Genomic DNA, 14,218 nt, shown 5'->3' with positions numbered 1-14,218 from the left:
ACCTTCAACAGGCCCTCATCACCCCAGGTGGCGAGGGCCTTTCTGCTCGGCCAATGCTCGGCCGAACGTCTCGGAAGTAGCCGGAACTACCCGGCACGAGACAGGCGCTCACGGCATGCCGGTCGGTACGCTGACCAGCGGGAAGCGGCAGTATCCGGCATCCGACGGAACGCCGCGGGAGTCGTCGGAACATGGTGGTCTGGCAGCCTCGGAGACTTTTAATCCGTTGGTTGTGGGTTCGAGTAATCCGTTGGTTGTGGGTTCGAGTCCCACGCGGCCTACCGGTTGTACCGGCATCCGAACACCCGCTGACCTGCACCTGCGGGGGTTCCGTCGATTCCGGCGCGATCTCGTCCGGCGAATCTGTAGGCGAGGTGGTCACAGAGCGGTCACGCTCGCCATCGGTCGGTGCAGAGGACGCGGCGCGACGGCGACGCGGTACGAGGGCCGAGGCGCGGTCCGCAGCGTCTCGGCCAACGCCGCCGAGCAGGTGCGAGTATGTGTCCGACGTGATCGAAATGGAGGAGTGGCCAAGTCGCTTCGAGACGGTGGCCATGTCGACGCCGGCGGCGAGCATGAGCGACGCCTGCCCGTGGCGCAGGTCGTGAAGCCGTACGCGACGCAGGCGCCGGCGCTCCTCGTCAGGCAGGTGCGCGTCGTCGTCGAAACGCACCTCGTCGACCAGGTCGGCGAACAGCTTGCTGACATCGTCGGGGCGCAGCGGGTTGCCGTCCTCGCGGGGGAACTTCACGACGCCCTCGCGGGCACGTACTACCGGCGGCCGGCATGGCAGCCTATAGCGCCGTAACCGGCTGGCTGCACGATTTGACCGGCTCCGACTACGCCAGCCTCGTCGACGAGACGGCGCGAGTCCCGGAGGGCGCCGGGGGTCTGTCAATGGGGTTCCCGTACTTCGTCGGCAAACACTCCCCTCTTCGAGGTATGGGGAGTATGGTGAGAAGTATGGCGACGAGGAAAGTCACGGTCACGATCCCCGAGGAGCTGTTGGACGACATCCGGGCCGAGGCCGCGGAACGCGGCCTGTCAGCGTATGTCGCGGAGGCGCTGCGGGCCCAGCGCGATCGGGACCGGCTGCGTGAGCTGGTCGACTGGCTGCAGGAGGAACACGGCCCGGTCACCGACGACGAGCGGGCCGACGCCCTTGCGGAGCTAGACGAGCTGGACGCGGAGCACGGTCGACGGCATGATGCGCGCAAAGGGCACCCGGGAGAGGCCGCGTGACGAAGAAGCGCTCCGCCGCCGGCGATGTTCGGCCGCTGCGGGTCTTCGTGCTCGACTGCGAGGCGCTGTCGCTGGCCGTACGCGGCGACAGGCGAATGATCGCCCGTCTGGAGCTGGCCTCCCGAGGTGAGGCCGATGTGGTGACCTCTCCGATGACGCTGGTGGAGGCGTACGACGGGCGGACCACGGAGCGCCGCTGGGACTGGGTCCTCTCGCGAATGAAGGTCGCCGACGTGGGCAAGGACACCGCTCGACAGGCTCGGCGCCTGCTGGCCGATGCCAAGATGCACGGCCACAAGCATGCGATCGATGCCGTGCTCGCGGTCATTGCGCGGGAACAGCCCGGCCAGGTCACCGTCTTCACCTCGGATGTCGACGATCTGGAACGGCTGGTACCCAGCACGATCCTGGTCAAGAAGGTCTGACCGTCGGCACCACCTCGGCGATGTGCAGTTGCCGAGATCCGGCAGTTCGGCACTTGTGGAGTCTCGACTACGGGCGAATCGGCGTCTCCGACGGCCCCCGCCGCCGGGGGCGACCTCAGGGGAGCGCAAGGGGAGCGCGGACGCCTTGGGACGAGCCGGTATCGGATAACACCCAGCAGCATGGGGCAACACCGCTGACCAGCACAGACAGTACAAGACCGGGCGAACTGGCACCGGATATCACGTCAGGACTTGGCCTTTTAGTCCGTTGGTTGTGGGTTCGAGTCCGAACGCATCTGATCTGGCCCCAACTTGTTCCCGAAGCCCGTGGAGATCGACAGTTCGGCCGATGCTCGGCCGAACTGCAGGCGATCACGCCCGCACGTCACCCACCGCGCGCACGGAACGGCCCCGGGAGCGTGCATCCGCTCCCGGGGCCGTCCTCTGCCCGCGCACGTCCTTCCGTAGACGGGAGGCGCGCAGCCGCCGCCACGGCGCCATACGCGGGCGTTCAGGGCGCCAGGGCGGCGCGGGCGATGAGGGTGCCGATGTGGTCCCGCTTTGGTGCCTGGAGCACGTCGACGGTGATGTCGGTGAAGCCGGCGCGCTCCAGCAGGATCCGCCACTTCCGCGGGGTGTAGCTGTAGCGGTAGGTGTACAGGGCCTTCCCGGCGAAGCCGCCCTTGTACATGCCCTGCGGTCCGTACGCCCCGGGGATGGGCGGCGGCTGGGAGAAGGCGAAGACGCCGCCGGGGGCCAGGCGCTGGGCGACGAGCGGGAGCAGCTTGACAGGGTCGGTGAACCAGCCGGCGCCGAAGATGGAGTACACCGATTCCCACGTGCGGCCGGTGCCCGTGAGGTAGTCCAGCACCTCGCCGCAGACGAACTCCGGTACGCGGCGGCCGGCCCAGTGCGCGGTGATCTGCTTGACCATGACCGGGGACAGGTCCAGGCCGGTGACCTCGACGCCGCGGGAGGCGAGGTGGACGGCGGCGCGGCCGGTGCCGCAGCCGATTTCCAGCGCCGTCTTCGGGTCGCCGAGGAGTTCGGGGCCGGGGCCGTGGCCGGCGTACTGCGTCCAGTTCAGGACGGGCTCGGTGATGTCCTTGGTGACGCTCTCGGCGTAGGCGTCCCACAGTTCGGTCTCGTGGGCGAGGTTGTGACGGGCGGGCAACCGGGCCTCCTTGGGCGCTCGGGGAAGGGACGGCCCCGCCCCTCGGGGGTGTGGGGCGGGGCCAGCGTAGGGGTGGTCAGTGGCTGTCGGGGGCCTTGTTGTCGCACGGCGAGCACTCCGCGCCGTCCATCGCCCACAACTCCTCGTCCGAGGCGAAGCCGCAGCCGCGGATGAAGTCGGCGGTGCGCAGCACGGTGCCGTCACGGTGGCGGTCGATGAGCGGGGCGTGGTGCTTGTACCGGCCGCCGTTGTACGCCTCGCAGAACGCGAAGTACACGGGGGTGTCGAGGATGATCTGGTGCACGCCGATGTCGACGGTCTTCCCAACGCCGAGGTGGACCTCGGGGTGCTCCATGGCGGTGACGAGGCACATGATCGCGTTGTCGAGGATCGGCTCGGCCATCTTGCGGACCATGGTCCCGTCGCGCATGAGGAGCTTGATCTCCCGCTCCCACAGCGTGACCTGCTCGGAGCCCGGGGACTCCAGCACGTTGTACGTCAGCATCCTTGATGCGCGGTCGGACCGCGTCCAGCAGTGCCCGCGGGTCGCGATGGGTGGTCGCGGTGCGGACGGGTTCCAGTGCTGTGCTCATGTGCTCCTCCGTGATCCGTTGGTGTGGATGCGGTGGTGCGGTGCCCCGCCCGCCGGGTGGGCGGCAGGCGGGGCGCCCCGTGTCCAGGCCGGGAGCAGCCGGACCCGGCTCCGGGGCCCCGTCCCTGGCCGGACGGATGGCGGCCCAAGGCGTCAGGGGCGCCTGAACGTCCCCTGCTGACCCTGCGCGTGTCGCGGGCCGGGTGTGGCGACGGGCCGCCGCGGCGGCGGACGTCGGGGCGGGGCGGGTCTGCCGGGGGTGTGAGTACGCGTACTCATGCGGGCCGCTGTGGCGGGGAGGACACTTCCCGTATGGGACTGCTGCACCTGCTCCTTGACGTCGGCCTGGCGGTGGTCCTGGTGAAGTGGACGCCGATCCCCCTGGTGTTATCCCTCAACTTTCTGTTGGACATCGGGTGGAGTCACAAGTCCCATCCTCCGCCAGGTCGAACAAAGCTCCTGGGCTGGTGGGTTGGCCTGGTTCTCGCCGCCACCGCGCTGCTGGCGACGCCGCCGCTGGTCCTGTGGTTCGGGGTGACTCACGGCCTCTGGGTCACCGTGACCGTGCAGGCGGCGCTGTGTGCCGTACCGCTGGTCCTCCTCCTCGCGCACGGTGTGCGGAGCCGTCTCCGCCGGAGGAAACCCGGACCCGGGGTGCACCGGACCGGGCCGGCGCGGGGGGCGGACGGGCCGGAACCCCCGGCGTCGGCCCCGAAGGACACTCCGCCTGCGTGAAGCGCTCCCCGGCCCCGGGCCGGAGCGCCCCACCGGCCGGGCATTTGCACGTAGATGGGCGAAAGTCGCGGCGGGTGGGGGATTTGCGGGGTTTTGCGGGGAGTGTTGCCGCGAGTTCGTTGCTCTCACGTGCACCCGGCCGGTCGGGCGGCGACCCACGTCCCGCGGCGGCTTCGGGTGAGTGACTCGTCCGCTCGGGCCGTAGCGGTGCGAGGCCCCCGCCCGGGTGCCGGGCCCCCGCTCGAAGGGGGCCCGGCCGGTACGGCGGGAGGCGTCAGGTGGTCCGGCCCGTGACCTGGTAGCCCGCCTCGTGGATCGCCTTGGAGACCTCGGTGTCGTCGGGCTCGCCGTCGGTGGTGACGCTGACGCGGCCCGACGCGACGTCGACGTTCACGCCCAGGACGCCGTCGAGGCCGCCGACCGCCTGGGTGACGCTGCTCTCGCAGTGGCTGCACGTCATCCCGGTGACCTCGTAGACCGTGGTGAGCGCGGCTGCCGCGTCGGTCGTGGCGCCCGCCGCGCTCGTCGAGCAACTTCCGTCGGGCGTACAGCAGTTGGACATGAGATCCTCCCGGGTGAGCTCTGTGCGCGATACCCCTGGTGGGTATCGATGAGTCGATTCTCTCTTATACCCCCTGGCGGTATTTGCCGCAAGCGGGGCGGTTCTCTGCCCGCGGGCGGGCTCAGACGGCGTCCGCGCCGGCGCTCGGCTCCTTGACCGGCTGCGGCTCCGCCGCGGGCGCGGTCCGCAGCGTGACCAGCGAGGCGAGGGCGCCCGCGGCGGCCAGTCCGGCGGCGCCCAGGAACGCGGCGGAGAACCCGTTCGTGAGGGCGACGGGGTTGCCGAGTTCGCGGGAGCCGTGCGCGGCGGCCACGGCCGTCATGACGGCGAGGCCGAGTGCGGAGCCGACCTGGTAGCTGGTGTTGACGATGCCCGAGGCCAGGCCGCCCTCCTCCGGGCGGGCGCTCGACAGGGCGGTGCCCAGCGAGGGGATGAACGCCAGCGACATGCCGACCGCGGCCAGCAGGGAGGCGGGCAGGACGTCGGCGGCGAAGGTCCCGTCGGCGCGGGCGAACGACAGCCACAGCATGCCGCCCGCGAGCGCCAGCAGACCCGTGACGATCAGGGGCTTGGGTCCGAACCGGGCGATCAGGCGGGGCGCCAGGACGATCATCATGATCATGATCGCCACCGTCATGGGCAGCAGGGCCGCCCCGGACTCGAACGCGCCCAGCCCCAGCACCTGCTGCAAGTACAGGTTGAGGAAGAACCACATCGGAATCCACGCGGCGGCCATCAGCAACTGCGCGATGTTCGCCCCGGCCAGGTTGGGGGCCCGCCAGATGCCCAGGCGCATCAGGGGTTCGCGGCGCCTGGCCTGGATGGCGACGAACGCGGCGAGCAGCACCACGCCGCCCAGGAGCGTGAGCCAGGTCTCGCCGGAGTCCCAGCCGACCTCGGGGGCCCGGACGATGGCGAAGACGCTGACGGCCAGGCCCGCGGTGACGGTGATCGCGCCGCCGAAGTCGACGGAGCCCCGGCGGGCGGGGGCCGAGGGCATGACGGCCGGGGTGGCCGCCAGCACGATCGCCGCGATGGGGATGTTGATGTAGAAGACCCAGGGCCAGCTGGCGTACTCGGTGATGACGCCGCCGAGGAAGACGCCGGCGGTGCCGCCGGCCGGCGCCGCGGCGCCGTACAGGGCGAGGGCCTTGGTCAGCTCCTTCGGGCGGGCGCCGAAGAGCATCATCAGCAGCGTGAGCGCGGAGGGGGCGATCAGCGCGGCGCCCACGCCCTGCGCGGCGCGGCCGGTCAGCTCGACCCAGACCTCGCCGGCGAGGCCGGCGGTGAGGGACCCTCCGGCCAGCACGATCCAGCCGAGGACGAAGATCCGCTTGGCGCCGAAGAGGTCGGAGAGGCGTCCGCCGAGGAGGAGCAGGCCGCCGAAGGCGATGACGTACGCGTTGAAGACCCACGACAGGTTCTCCTGAGAGAAGCCCAGGTCGACCTGCATCTCGGGGAGCGCTACGCCGATGACCGAGGTGTCCATGATCACCATGAACTGCGCCAGGGCGATGAGCGCGAGCGCTGTCCAGCGCCGCGGGTTGGGAGCTGCTTCGGGCGTTGACATGGCGGTCTCCTATACCTCTGGGGGGTATGTTGTGGTGGAGAGTGTAAGATACCCCCTGGAGGTATCCAAGGCCAGTCCGGGGCGGAGGGCGGTGGGAGCGGCCGGGGCGGGCGCCGCCGCGGGGACGCCAGGCGGCGACGGAGACGCCTTCGGACCGGCCTCGCCGGTTCGCTAGCATCGCCTCGCATGCGGAGACGGAAGTTACGGCTGGCGGCCGTGTCGGGGACGGCGGTGCTGGCCGCGGTCTGCGCCTCCGGCTCCGAGTTCGCGGGCGCCGGGTCGGTGCCGGACCCCGGGCCGCTCCCGGCCGAGCGCTACGAGACCACGGCGGAGGACCACCAACGCAGCCAGCGGGCGACGGCGCTGCTGGTGCGGCGGTGCATGGCGGACCGCGGCCACCCGGACTTCCCGCTCGACCCCCGCTACCCCGACGACCCCGTCGTCGGCGCCGCGGTGGTGGTCACCGGCTCCGGCGCCGTCGACCTCGACGACGCCCGGCGCTGGGGCTACGGCTGGGACCCGGAGCAGTCGCCGGCCGTCCGGCCGCAGGGCCGCCGCATGACCGCCGCCGAGTACGCGGACTACCCGGCCTGTAGCGCCGCGGCCGGCCGGCGGCTGATGCGCGGGATCGACGTCGAGCGGGACTGGGCCTACCCGAGCCGGCGGTCGATCGCCGTCGACAAGGCGGTCGAGCGGGACCCGCGGGCCCGCGCGGCCTGGGCCGCGTGGTCCCGCTGCATGGGCGAGCAGGGATTCGAGCGCTACCCCACGCCGGTCGCGGCGTACACGGACGACGCCTGGCGGCGGGGCGACGACGGAAACACCCGGCACACGCGGCGCGAGCGGGCCACCGCCGTGGCCGACGTCACCTGCAAGCTCCGCCACCGCACGACCGAGATCGTGCACGCCGTCGAGGCCGGGAAGCAGGCCGCCGACATCGCCCGGCACCCCGGCCGCTACGCGGCGGCGCTGCGGTCGCTGGAGACGTACCGGGACAACATCGCCGACGTGCTGCGGAAGCTCGGCTAGCGGCCCGGCCGGAGGGCACGTACAACTACCTGGACGCCGAGCAGCGCTGCCCCCGCTGCGGTGAGCCGCGCGCCGCGGAGATCGAGTTCCGGTTCGGCGTGTTCGACCTCCGCCGCGACGGCCGCGTCGGCCGGGTGGCGGTTCCGGGTCCCGCCGCCGGCCGCGGGCGGCCTCACCTCGGGGTGATCACCACCGTCACCGTGCGGTTCTTCGCGTCCTCCGCGTACGGCGCCTCCCGCTGGTCCGCGCTCGCCGTCGTGAACGCCGTCAGCGGCTTGCCGCTCGCCGCGCTCAGCTCGCGGGCCGCGACCAGCGCGCGCCACAGCGCGACCACCGACCCGCCGCGGCGCGGGGCGCCGGGGACGGTCGCGGCGTGGCCGTGGACGGCGATGCCCGCGTCGAGGGCGGTCAGGTCGGCGCCGAGGGCGGCCAGCCGGGCGGTGCCCGCGGGTGTCAGTTCGGCGCCCGTCGAGAAGACCCCGTCGGTGAAGGCCACTTCCACGGCGGCGTCCCGGGCGCGCGCCCGTACGCCGGGGGAGCGGAGCGTACGGGCCAGGTCCCGGGCCGCCTCCGCGCGGCGGGCGGCCTCCCGGGTGCGGGCGGACTCGGCGGCGTCCGCCAGCTCCTTCCGTACCCGCTCCTCGATCTGCCCGGCCGCCGGGGCCGCGGCCGCCGCGGGCCCGGCGGCCGGGTCCCCGTCGTCGACCAGCGCCACCGCCCCCACCGCGCCCGTCGCCAGGGCCGCCGCCGCGCACACCGCCGCCACCGCCGCCGTACGGGTCCGGTGGCGGGCCAGCGACGCGCGGGGGCCGCGGCGGTTGAGCCGGTCGAGGCGTGCCAGGCCCGCCGCCGCGGCCGGGTCGTCGGGGTGGCGGGTCCGGACGCGGCGCCAGTACGAGGCGGCCGCGTCCAGTTCGCCGCGCTGGGCGTGCACGCGGGCGAACAGGTCCAGCAGGTCGCGGCGTTCCGCCACGTCCCGGGCGTCCGCCGCGCGCAGGAGCCGCAGCGCCTCGTCCAGTTCGCCCGCGCGCACCGCCGTGCGGACGCGCGCGACCAGCAGGGCCGTACGCAGCGTGCGCGCCGCCGACGCGCCGGAGTCCCGGCCGGAGTCCCCGCCGGAGTCCCGGCCGGAGCCCGCGCCGGGCTCCCCGCCGGGCTCCCCGCCCCCGTCCCCGCCCGCCGCGGCGTCCGGCGCCGGCCCGGTGCGTACCACCGGCTCCTCCTCCCGCGTGCTCACTTCAGCCCGCCGGGGATCCGCTCCGCCACGTCCGCGACGTCCGGCGGCAGCAGCCGCCGCAGCCGCTCGTTCACGCCCCCGAGGGCCTCGATGTCGCCCATGGCCACCGCCTGCCGGCCGTCGCGGACCGCCGCGTCCGCCAGGTGCCGCGGGTACATCTGGTCGCGCATCTCGACCAGCGCGTTGAACACCAGGTACGCCCACTGGTCGGTACGCCGCAGCAGCTCCACCTGGAACTCCCCGGCCCGCTTCGACAGCCGCCGCAGGTCAGCCGGCGTCGCGTCCTTCCCGAGCGCGCTCGCCCGCGCCCGCAGGCTCTCCAGCTCCCGCCGGTCGGAGGGGCTGCCGCCGACCTGCTGGATGATGTCCTCGCAGCCGCTCAGCTGGTCCCACAGCTGCCGTTCGAGACCGGGGATCTCGATGGCGTCCTCGACGTCGTCGAGCTGCGCCTCCAGGTCGCGGATCCGGCGGTCGCTGGTCACCGCCGCGCCCGTGTCGACGGCCGCGGCGTCCACCTCGCGGCGCAGCTGGGCGAGCGGCCGGTGCTCGGCCAGGTTCTCCAGCTTCGCCCGCGCCTGCTCCGCGTACGCGTCGTCCGCCCGCTCCGTCAGGGTGTGGACGCGCTGCTCCAGCCCGTGCAGCCGGTCGACCAGCTCCGGGTGCTCCGGCGCGAGCAGCTCGGTGCGGTTGACCGTCGCCTCGAACTGCTGCTGGACCAGCGGGATGTGGGCGGTCACGACGGCCTCGCGGCTGCTCGCCTCGATCTCGAACGTCACCTCGACCTCGCTCTCCGCCGGCAGGTCGATACGGACGTCGCGCGGCCGGATCTCCAGCAGCCCCACCCGCGTGTTCCGCTCCGCGCGCCCCCGCTCGCCCTCCAGCAGCGGGATGCGGATCACCGCGTCCGGCTCCGAGCGGTGCAGCGCGATGGTGGTGCGGTAGACCTTCGTCACCATGGCGGGCAGGGTCGTGCCCTTGCGGAGCAGCGGGTCGAACGTGCCGTCGGCGCGGCCGATGCCGAGGGTGCCGGTCAGCACGGCCTCGCCGGGGACGACCTTCGCGTGGGTGATCGACAGGGTGTCGCCGGCGAGCCGCTGCCGGGTGCCGGTGTCGTCGGTCAGCTCCACGGTGAAGCGGGAGGTGGTGCCGGCGGTGAGGGCGACCTCGGTGTAGAAGGTGCCCTCCGGGGTGAGCGCTGTACGCGGCCCGCGGAACGGCGGCTTCCCGTCGGGGTTGCCGAGCACGACCGCGTACCGCGTCCAGTCCACCGTGGTGCTGCCGCCGCTCAGCTTGCCGGAGACCGGGATCTCGGTGGTGTCGACGGTCTGGACGGGGTAGTTCAGCTCGGCCGCGAACTCCCCCGGCGCCGCCGTCACCGCCTTCCGCGGCCGCCGTACGGTACGGGCGAACGCCGCCGCGCCGCGGGCCACCACCGTGGTGGGGTCCTGGCTGTGGTCCACGGCGATGCCGAGCCCCGTGTCCGGGCCGGCGAGCAGCTCGCGCAGCCCGGGGCTGAGCGTCGAGCCGCCGGCCAGGAGCAGCCCGTCGATGTGGTCGGGGCGCAGCCCGCTCTCGGCGAGCGCCTCCCGGCAGAGCGTGACCGCCCGGGTGTAGAAGGGCAGCGCGAGGTCGTCGAGCGCGCCCCTGGTCAGGGTGTACTCGAAGGGCGTGGAGCCGCCGTCGCCGTCGGCGAGGTCGACGATGAGGTCGACCTTTTCCGCCCGGGACAGCTCGATCTTCGCGTTCTCGGCCTCGATCTTGAGCTTGGCGAAGTTCCCCACCCACCGGCGGTTGCTCCGGGTGAAGTCCGGCAGCCCCAGGTCCCGCCGGATCGCGGGCGCCAGCAGGTCGTCGACGATGGCCCAGTCGATGAGCTTCCCGCCGAGATAGGGGTCGCCGGCGTGCTGGATCAGTTGCAGCTCGCCGTCGCGCTTGCTCATCACGGCGGCGTCGAACGTGCCGCCGCCGAGGTCGAAGACCATCCAGTGGGCGGAGTCCGAGGTGTCCTGCACGCCGTACGCGATGGCCGCGGCGGTCGGCTCCTGCACCAGCGGGCAGTGCTCGCTGAGCCCGGCGAGGGCGGCGGCGTCCGAGGTGGCGTTGTTCTGGTTGAGGGCGAAGGCCGCGGGCACGGTGATCACCGCGGCCTCCGGCTGGAACCCCGACTCCTGCGCCGCGTCCTGCCGCAGCGACCTCAGCACCTCGGCGGACAGCTGCTCGGGCGTCAGGGACAGCCCGGCGCGTTCGAACCGGCGCGTGGCACCCGCCACCCCCATCTCCAGCTTGAACTCGGCGTGCGCGTTGGCCGGGTCGGACTCCGTGCGCTCCCTGGCCCGCCTGCCCACGTACACGGCGTCCTTCTTGGGGATCCACACCGCCGACGGGGTGGTGTCCGCGCCGTCGTTGTTCTTCAGGACGCGCACGCCGCCGTCCTCGGCCACCGCGATCGCGCTGTTGGTGGTGCCGAGGTCGATGCCGTAGTCGATGGTCTCGCTCACGCGGGGCTCTCCTTGGTCGTCTCTTCGTCGGGGGTCTGCGGGGGCACGGGCCGGCCGACGATGACCTGGCCCATCTGGATGCGGCTGCCGCGGAAGTAGACGGTGGGCCGTACGGTCTCCAGCACCACCTCGCGGGTCAGCTCCGGCTCGTCCTGGAAGACCAGCGCCTCCAGGGAGAGGCTGGGATCGAACGGCTCGCCGTCGTGGTCCTGGATCTCCAGCCCGTCGTCGGCGAGCGCCTGCCGGCTGGCGCGCACCTGGATACGGACCTGCCGCAGGTCGGCGGCGGAGAGGGAGCCGACGTCCCGGTCGAGCTTGCGCAGCGCGCGCCACAGGCCGGTGGCCGCGCCCACGAGGGCGCGGGCGCCGGCGCCCGTACCGACGCGCTTCGCCGCCGCCTCGGCGGCCGCGGCGGACTCCGAGGCCGCGGCCACCGCGGCGCCCTCGACGGCGGCCGCGGCCTCCGCGAGGGCCTGCCCCGCCAGCGCCTCCGCCGCCTCGACCTCCGCCAGCACGCCCGCGACCCAGGCCGCCTGGCCGGGGCCGAAGGCCGGCGGCGGGACGCGGAACTCGGGCGGCTGGCGCCACTGTCCGAGCGCGGCGCGGACGCGCCCCCTCGACCGCCGGTGGCGGGTGCGCGGTGTCATCGGGGTCCTCCCCTGTCCGTGGTGTGCGTTCATGACGAGAACACGCCCATGAGGACGAACCCGCCGATGATGATGCCGACCGCCCAGCTCCAGCCCGCCGTCGCACCCGCGATGACGCCGCCGATGAGCGCCGCCATCCCGAACATGCACCCGGCGCACTCGGCGGTCCTCATCTCCCCGCCCGGGTTCTGCCGCGCTCCGGTGCTTCCGGTCGCGCCGTGCTCGTAGAGGGCCAGGAGGTTTTGGTGGATGAGGTCCTCGTCGCGCTCCGGGGCGATCTCGTAGGCGGTCTCCAGCAGATCGACCGCCTTGTCCTTCTGGCCCCGTGAGGGCCGGCTGTCGTCGCAGATCGACAGCGCGACGTTGTTCACCGCCACGGCGACCGTGTGCGCCAGCTCCTCGTACTGCGACTCGGACGCGAACGGCTTGAGGGGCTCCAGCTCCCCGAAGGCGGGCAGCACCCGGTCCCCGAGGAGTTGCAGGGCGTCCCAGTTCCGGTCCGCGTGGTGCTCCTCGGCGGCCAGCCGCAGCCCCTGGCCGACCCGTTCGACCGCCTCCGTCACCGGCTCCTCGAACGTGTCGTGGAGCGCCGCCGCGAAGGCCGGGCACGTCATCCAGGGGTCGCAGGCCGCCGCCAGGCGCGGCCGGACGGCCCGGTCGCCGGCGAGTTCGGCGAACGGGGAGACCAGCAGCCGGGGGAAGCCGGGCAGGAAGTCGTCGGAGGAGTAGCCGTCGAGCCGGGGGTCGGCCAGGTCGGTGAGGCGCCGGGCGATGTGGGCGCGGAGGTCGGGGGAGTCCAGCAGGTCCTCCCAGCAGGCGGCGGCCTCGTCCCAGAGCCCGGTGCGCTCCGCCTCGGTGAGGTCGATCGCGCCCGTCTCCGCCTCGATCGCCCGGCTGTGACGCTCCACGGCGTCGTCGTGGCGCAGGTGCGTGACGGGGTCGCAGCCGCAGCCGAGGTCGGCGTCCCGCCAGTACCACAGCAGCTCGTCCACGAGCCGGCCGCGGGGGTCCTGGAACTCCTCGAACGCCAGCCGGACCTCCTCCTTGCGGTACCCGTCCGGGGCGGGCGTGCCGTCGTCCCCCGGCCAGGTCTCCTCGACCGCCAGCCGGGCGTCGAGGCGCGCCCGCTGCCGCCGTACGGCACGGCCCTGGGCGTCCACGGGCAGCCCGGTGACGGCGAAGATGTTCCTGCGGTACAGCCGCGTCCCCGCCAGGTCGGCGAAGCGGGCCGGAGAATCCTTCACGCGACTACTCCTCTGCGCCAGGTGTCGAGCCGGGTCAGGTGCCGCTCCCGCAGGCGGGGGTGGCGGCCGAGGACTTCTTCGAGCTGGTCGGCCGCGTCCGCGAGGCGGCCGGGGACGCGGGAGAGGGCCATGGCGGCCCGGACGAGTTCGTCCGGCGGCTCCGGCTCGGGCTCCGCGGGTGCCGCGGGTTCAGCGGGTGCCGGGGGTGCCGGGTGCGGGGGGTCCGTCGCGTACGGGGCGCGTGCGGCGACCTCGCGCATCGGCGGGCGCGCGGCCGGGTCGACGCGCAGCATGTCCGCGACGAGCCGGTCCAGCTCCGGGCCCACGCCGTCGTTGAACGCGCTCGGCGGCCGCAGCGGGTCCTCGAACCGCGCCGCCGAGAAGGACCGCGCCGGGTCGCCGGCGCCGTACGGGTAGGCGTTGGTGAGCAGGCAGTAGACGATCGTGCCCAGGGCCCACACGTCGCCGGCGCTGGAGTAGTCCCGGCCGCGGATCAGCACCTCCGGCGGCATGTACGCGACCGTGCCCTGGGCGCTGGCCGCCCGGGTCGCCGGGTCCGTCTCCTTGGCGAGCCCGAAGTCGCTCACCTTGACCCGCGGCCCGGACTCGTCGTACGCGAGGAGCACGTTGGCCAGTGACAGGTCGCGGTGCACCACCGGCGGCCGCCGCCCGTGGGCGACGGCGAGGCCGTCGGCGGCCTGCCGCAGCACGGCGGCGACCCGGTCGACGGGGACGGCGCCGGCGTGCGACTCGACCAGCCGCTCCAGGCTGCCCCCGGCGACGTACTCCATGGTGAAGTAGCCGCGCACGCCCTCGGCGGTGTCCACGGTGCCGGCGTCGAACACCCGGATGATGCTGGGGTGCCCGAGGGTGGAGAGGATGCGTGCCTCGTCGAGCCTTGAGAAGGTGGCGCCGAGCGAGGCCACGTTCTTGAAGAGCTTGAGCGCCTGCCAGCCGAGGACGTGGTGGCGGACGCGGTACACCTCCGCGAACGCGCCCTCGCCGAGCCGGCGGTCGACCACCAGGCCGTCGTGGACCCGCCGGCCGGGGGCCAGCAGCGGCCCCGGCGCACCGGCCGCGCCCGCCGCGCCGCCCCCCGCCGTCCGGTGTGCCGCCATCCCGCGCCCCCTTCCCGGCTTCCCGGCCGCCGGCTCTCCGCGTCCTGGCCCTCCGCCTTTCGCCTTTCGCAACGGTTGTACCGCCGCCGTCCCGGGACCCCTCCCGCGCCGGCCGCGCCGCCCGCGCCGGGGCCTCGCGGCCGCC

Annotated in this window: 13 protein-coding genes and 1 pseudogene; 4 read left to right on the top strand and 10 right to left on the bottom strand. The window is 73.6% G+C overall.

Annotation, left to right across the window (positions count from 1 at the left end):
* Window positions 1-4: 4 nt before the first annotated feature.
* Complete coding sequence (locus ACHZ99_RS11090; protein ID WP_420304296.1) at window positions 5-751, bottom strand: tyrosine-type recombinase/integrase; 747 nt, start codon at window positions 749-751, stop codon at window positions 5-7.
* Between the two features lie 212 nt (window positions 752-963).
* On the opposite strand from ACHZ99_RS11090, the gene ACHZ99_RS11085 reads away from it, so the two are divergent.
* Window positions 964-1,242 carry a CopG family transcriptional regulator gene (locus ACHZ99_RS11085; RefSeq protein ID WP_420304295.1) on the top strand — a complete coding sequence of 93 codons (279 nt, stop codon included), beginning with the start codon at window positions 964-966 and terminating at the stop codon, window positions 1,240-1,242.
* The gene (locus tag ACHZ99_RS11080) at window positions 1,239-1,667 is read left to right on the top strand and encodes a hypothetical protein (protein WP_420304294.1); all 429 of its coding nucleotides are present in this window, start codon (window positions 1,239-1,241) and stop codon (window positions 1,665-1,667) included. Before ACHZ99_RS11085 ends, ACHZ99_RS11080 begins: the two co-directional genes overlap by 4 nt.
* Before the next feature lie 511 nt (window positions 1,668-2,178).
* Here ACHZ99_RS11080 and ACHZ99_RS11075 read toward each other — a convergent pair.
* Window positions 2,179-2,841, bottom strand: a complete 663-nt coding sequence (locus tag ACHZ99_RS11075) for a class I SAM-dependent methyltransferase (protein ID WP_420304293.1) — start codon at window positions 2,839-2,841, stop codon at window positions 2,179-2,181.
* Between the two features lie 76 nt (window positions 2,842-2,917).
* A pseudogene (locus tag ACHZ99_RS11070) lies at window positions 2,918-3,434 on the bottom strand (hypothetical protein).
* 311 nt (window positions 3,435-3,745) lie between these two features.
* Here ACHZ99_RS11070 and ACHZ99_RS11065 point away from each other — a divergent pair.
* Window positions 3,746-4,168, top strand: coding sequence for a hypothetical protein (locus tag ACHZ99_RS11065; RefSeq protein WP_420304292.1), 423 nt, complete (start codon window positions 3,746-3,748; stop codon window positions 4,166-4,168).
* A gap of 274 nt (window positions 4,169-4,442) precedes the next feature.
* Here the strand turns inward: ACHZ99_RS11065 and ACHZ99_RS11060 are convergent, their stop codons facing one another.
* Together ACHZ99_RS11060 and ACHZ99_RS11055 are read right to left on the bottom strand one after the other, a co-directional pair.
* On the bottom strand, window positions 4,443-4,730 hold the full coding sequence (locus ACHZ99_RS11060) for a heavy-metal-associated domain-containing protein (protein ID WP_420304291.1): 288 nt from the start codon (window positions 4,728-4,730) through the stop codon (window positions 4,443-4,445).
* Between the two features lie 121 nt (window positions 4,731-4,851).
* Window positions 4,852-6,300 carry an MFS transporter gene (locus ACHZ99_RS11055; RefSeq protein ID WP_420304290.1) on the bottom strand — a complete coding sequence of 483 codons (1,449 nt, stop codon included), beginning with the start codon at window positions 6,298-6,300 and terminating at the stop codon, window positions 4,852-4,854.
* 186 nt (window positions 6,301-6,486) lie between these two features.
* Here ACHZ99_RS11055 and ACHZ99_RS11050 point away from each other — a divergent pair, with 186 nt between their 5' ends.
* The gene (locus ACHZ99_RS11050) at window positions 6,487-7,329 is read left to right on the top strand and encodes a hypothetical protein (protein WP_420304289.1); all 843 of its coding nucleotides are present in this window, start codon (window positions 6,487-6,489) and stop codon (window positions 7,327-7,329) included.
* A gap of 172 nt (window positions 7,330-7,501) precedes the next feature.
* On the opposite strand, the gene ACHZ99_RS11045 is transcribed toward ACHZ99_RS11050, so the two are convergent.
* From ACHZ99_RS11045 to ACHZ99_RS11025, 5 genes are read right to left on the bottom strand one after another with little or no spacing between them, the layout of a single operon-like run.
* Window positions 7,502-8,566 (bottom strand): tetratricopeptide repeat protein, encoded by a 1,065-nt coding sequence (locus ACHZ99_RS11045; RefSeq protein WP_420304288.1) that lies wholly within the window; start codon window positions 8,564-8,566, stop codon window positions 7,502-7,504.
* The gene (locus ACHZ99_RS11040; protein WP_420304287.1) at window positions 8,563-11,064 is read right to left on the bottom strand and encodes an Hsp70 family protein; all 2,502 of its coding nucleotides are present in this window, start codon (window positions 11,062-11,064) and stop codon (window positions 8,563-8,565) included. The genes ACHZ99_RS11045 and ACHZ99_RS11040 overlap by 4 nt, the downstream gene beginning before the upstream one ends.
* Window positions 11,061-11,711: a hypothetical protein gene (locus ACHZ99_RS11035; protein ID WP_420304286.1), complete on the bottom strand. Its 651-nt coding sequence runs from the start codon at window positions 11,709-11,711 to the stop codon at window positions 11,061-11,063. Before ACHZ99_RS11035 ends, ACHZ99_RS11040 begins: the two co-directional genes overlap by 4 nt.
* Window positions 11,712-11,740: 29 nt before the next feature.
* A complete protein-coding gene (locus ACHZ99_RS11030; RefSeq protein ID WP_420304285.1) occupies window positions 11,741-12,955 on the bottom strand; it encodes a hypothetical protein in 1,215 nt (404 codons plus the stop codon).
* Complete coding sequence (locus ACHZ99_RS11025) at window positions 12,952-14,073, bottom strand: serine/threonine-protein kinase (protein ID WP_420304284.1); 1,122 nt, start codon at window positions 14,071-14,073, stop codon at window positions 12,952-12,954. Before ACHZ99_RS11025 ends, ACHZ99_RS11030 begins: the two co-directional genes overlap by 4 nt.
* Window positions 14,074-14,218: the final 145 nt, after the last annotated feature.

Source organism: Streptomyces sp. MAR4 CNX-425, from assembly GCF_048656465.1.
Classification (GTDB): Bacteria; Actinomycetota; Actinomycetes; order Streptomycetales; family Streptomycetaceae; genus Streptomyces.
Note: the sequence above shows the minus strand (reverse complement) of the source record. Positions and strands in the feature narration are given on the sequence as shown.

Coding starts and splice junctions, on each gene's coding strand:
- ACHZ99_RS11085 (WP_420304295.1), top strand. CDS start 964: ATGGCGACGAGGAAAGTCACGGTCACGATCCCCGAGGAGCTGTTGGAC.
- ACHZ99_RS11065 (WP_420304292.1), top strand. CDS start 3,746: ATGGGACTGCTGCACCTGCTCCTTGACGTCGGCCTGGCGGTGGTCCTG.
- ACHZ99_RS11060 (WP_420304291.1), bottom strand. CDS start 4,730: ATGTCCAACTGCTGTACGCCCGACGGAAGTTGCTCGACGAGCGCGGCG.
- ACHZ99_RS11055 (WP_420304290.1), bottom strand. CDS start 6,300: ATGTCAACGCCCGAAGCAGCTCCCAACCCGCGGCGCTGGACAGCGCTC.
- ACHZ99_RS11050 (WP_420304289.1), top strand. CDS start 6,487: ATGCGGAGACGGAAGTTACGGCTGGCGGCCGTGTCGGGGACGGCGGTG.
- ACHZ99_RS11035 (WP_420304286.1), bottom strand. CDS start 11,711: ATGACACCGCGCACCCGCCACCGGCGGTCGAGGGGGCGCGTCCGCGCC.
- ACHZ99_RS11025 (WP_420304284.1), bottom strand. CDS start 14,073: ATGGCGGCACACCGGACGGCGGGGGGCGGCGCGGCGGGCGCGGCCGGT.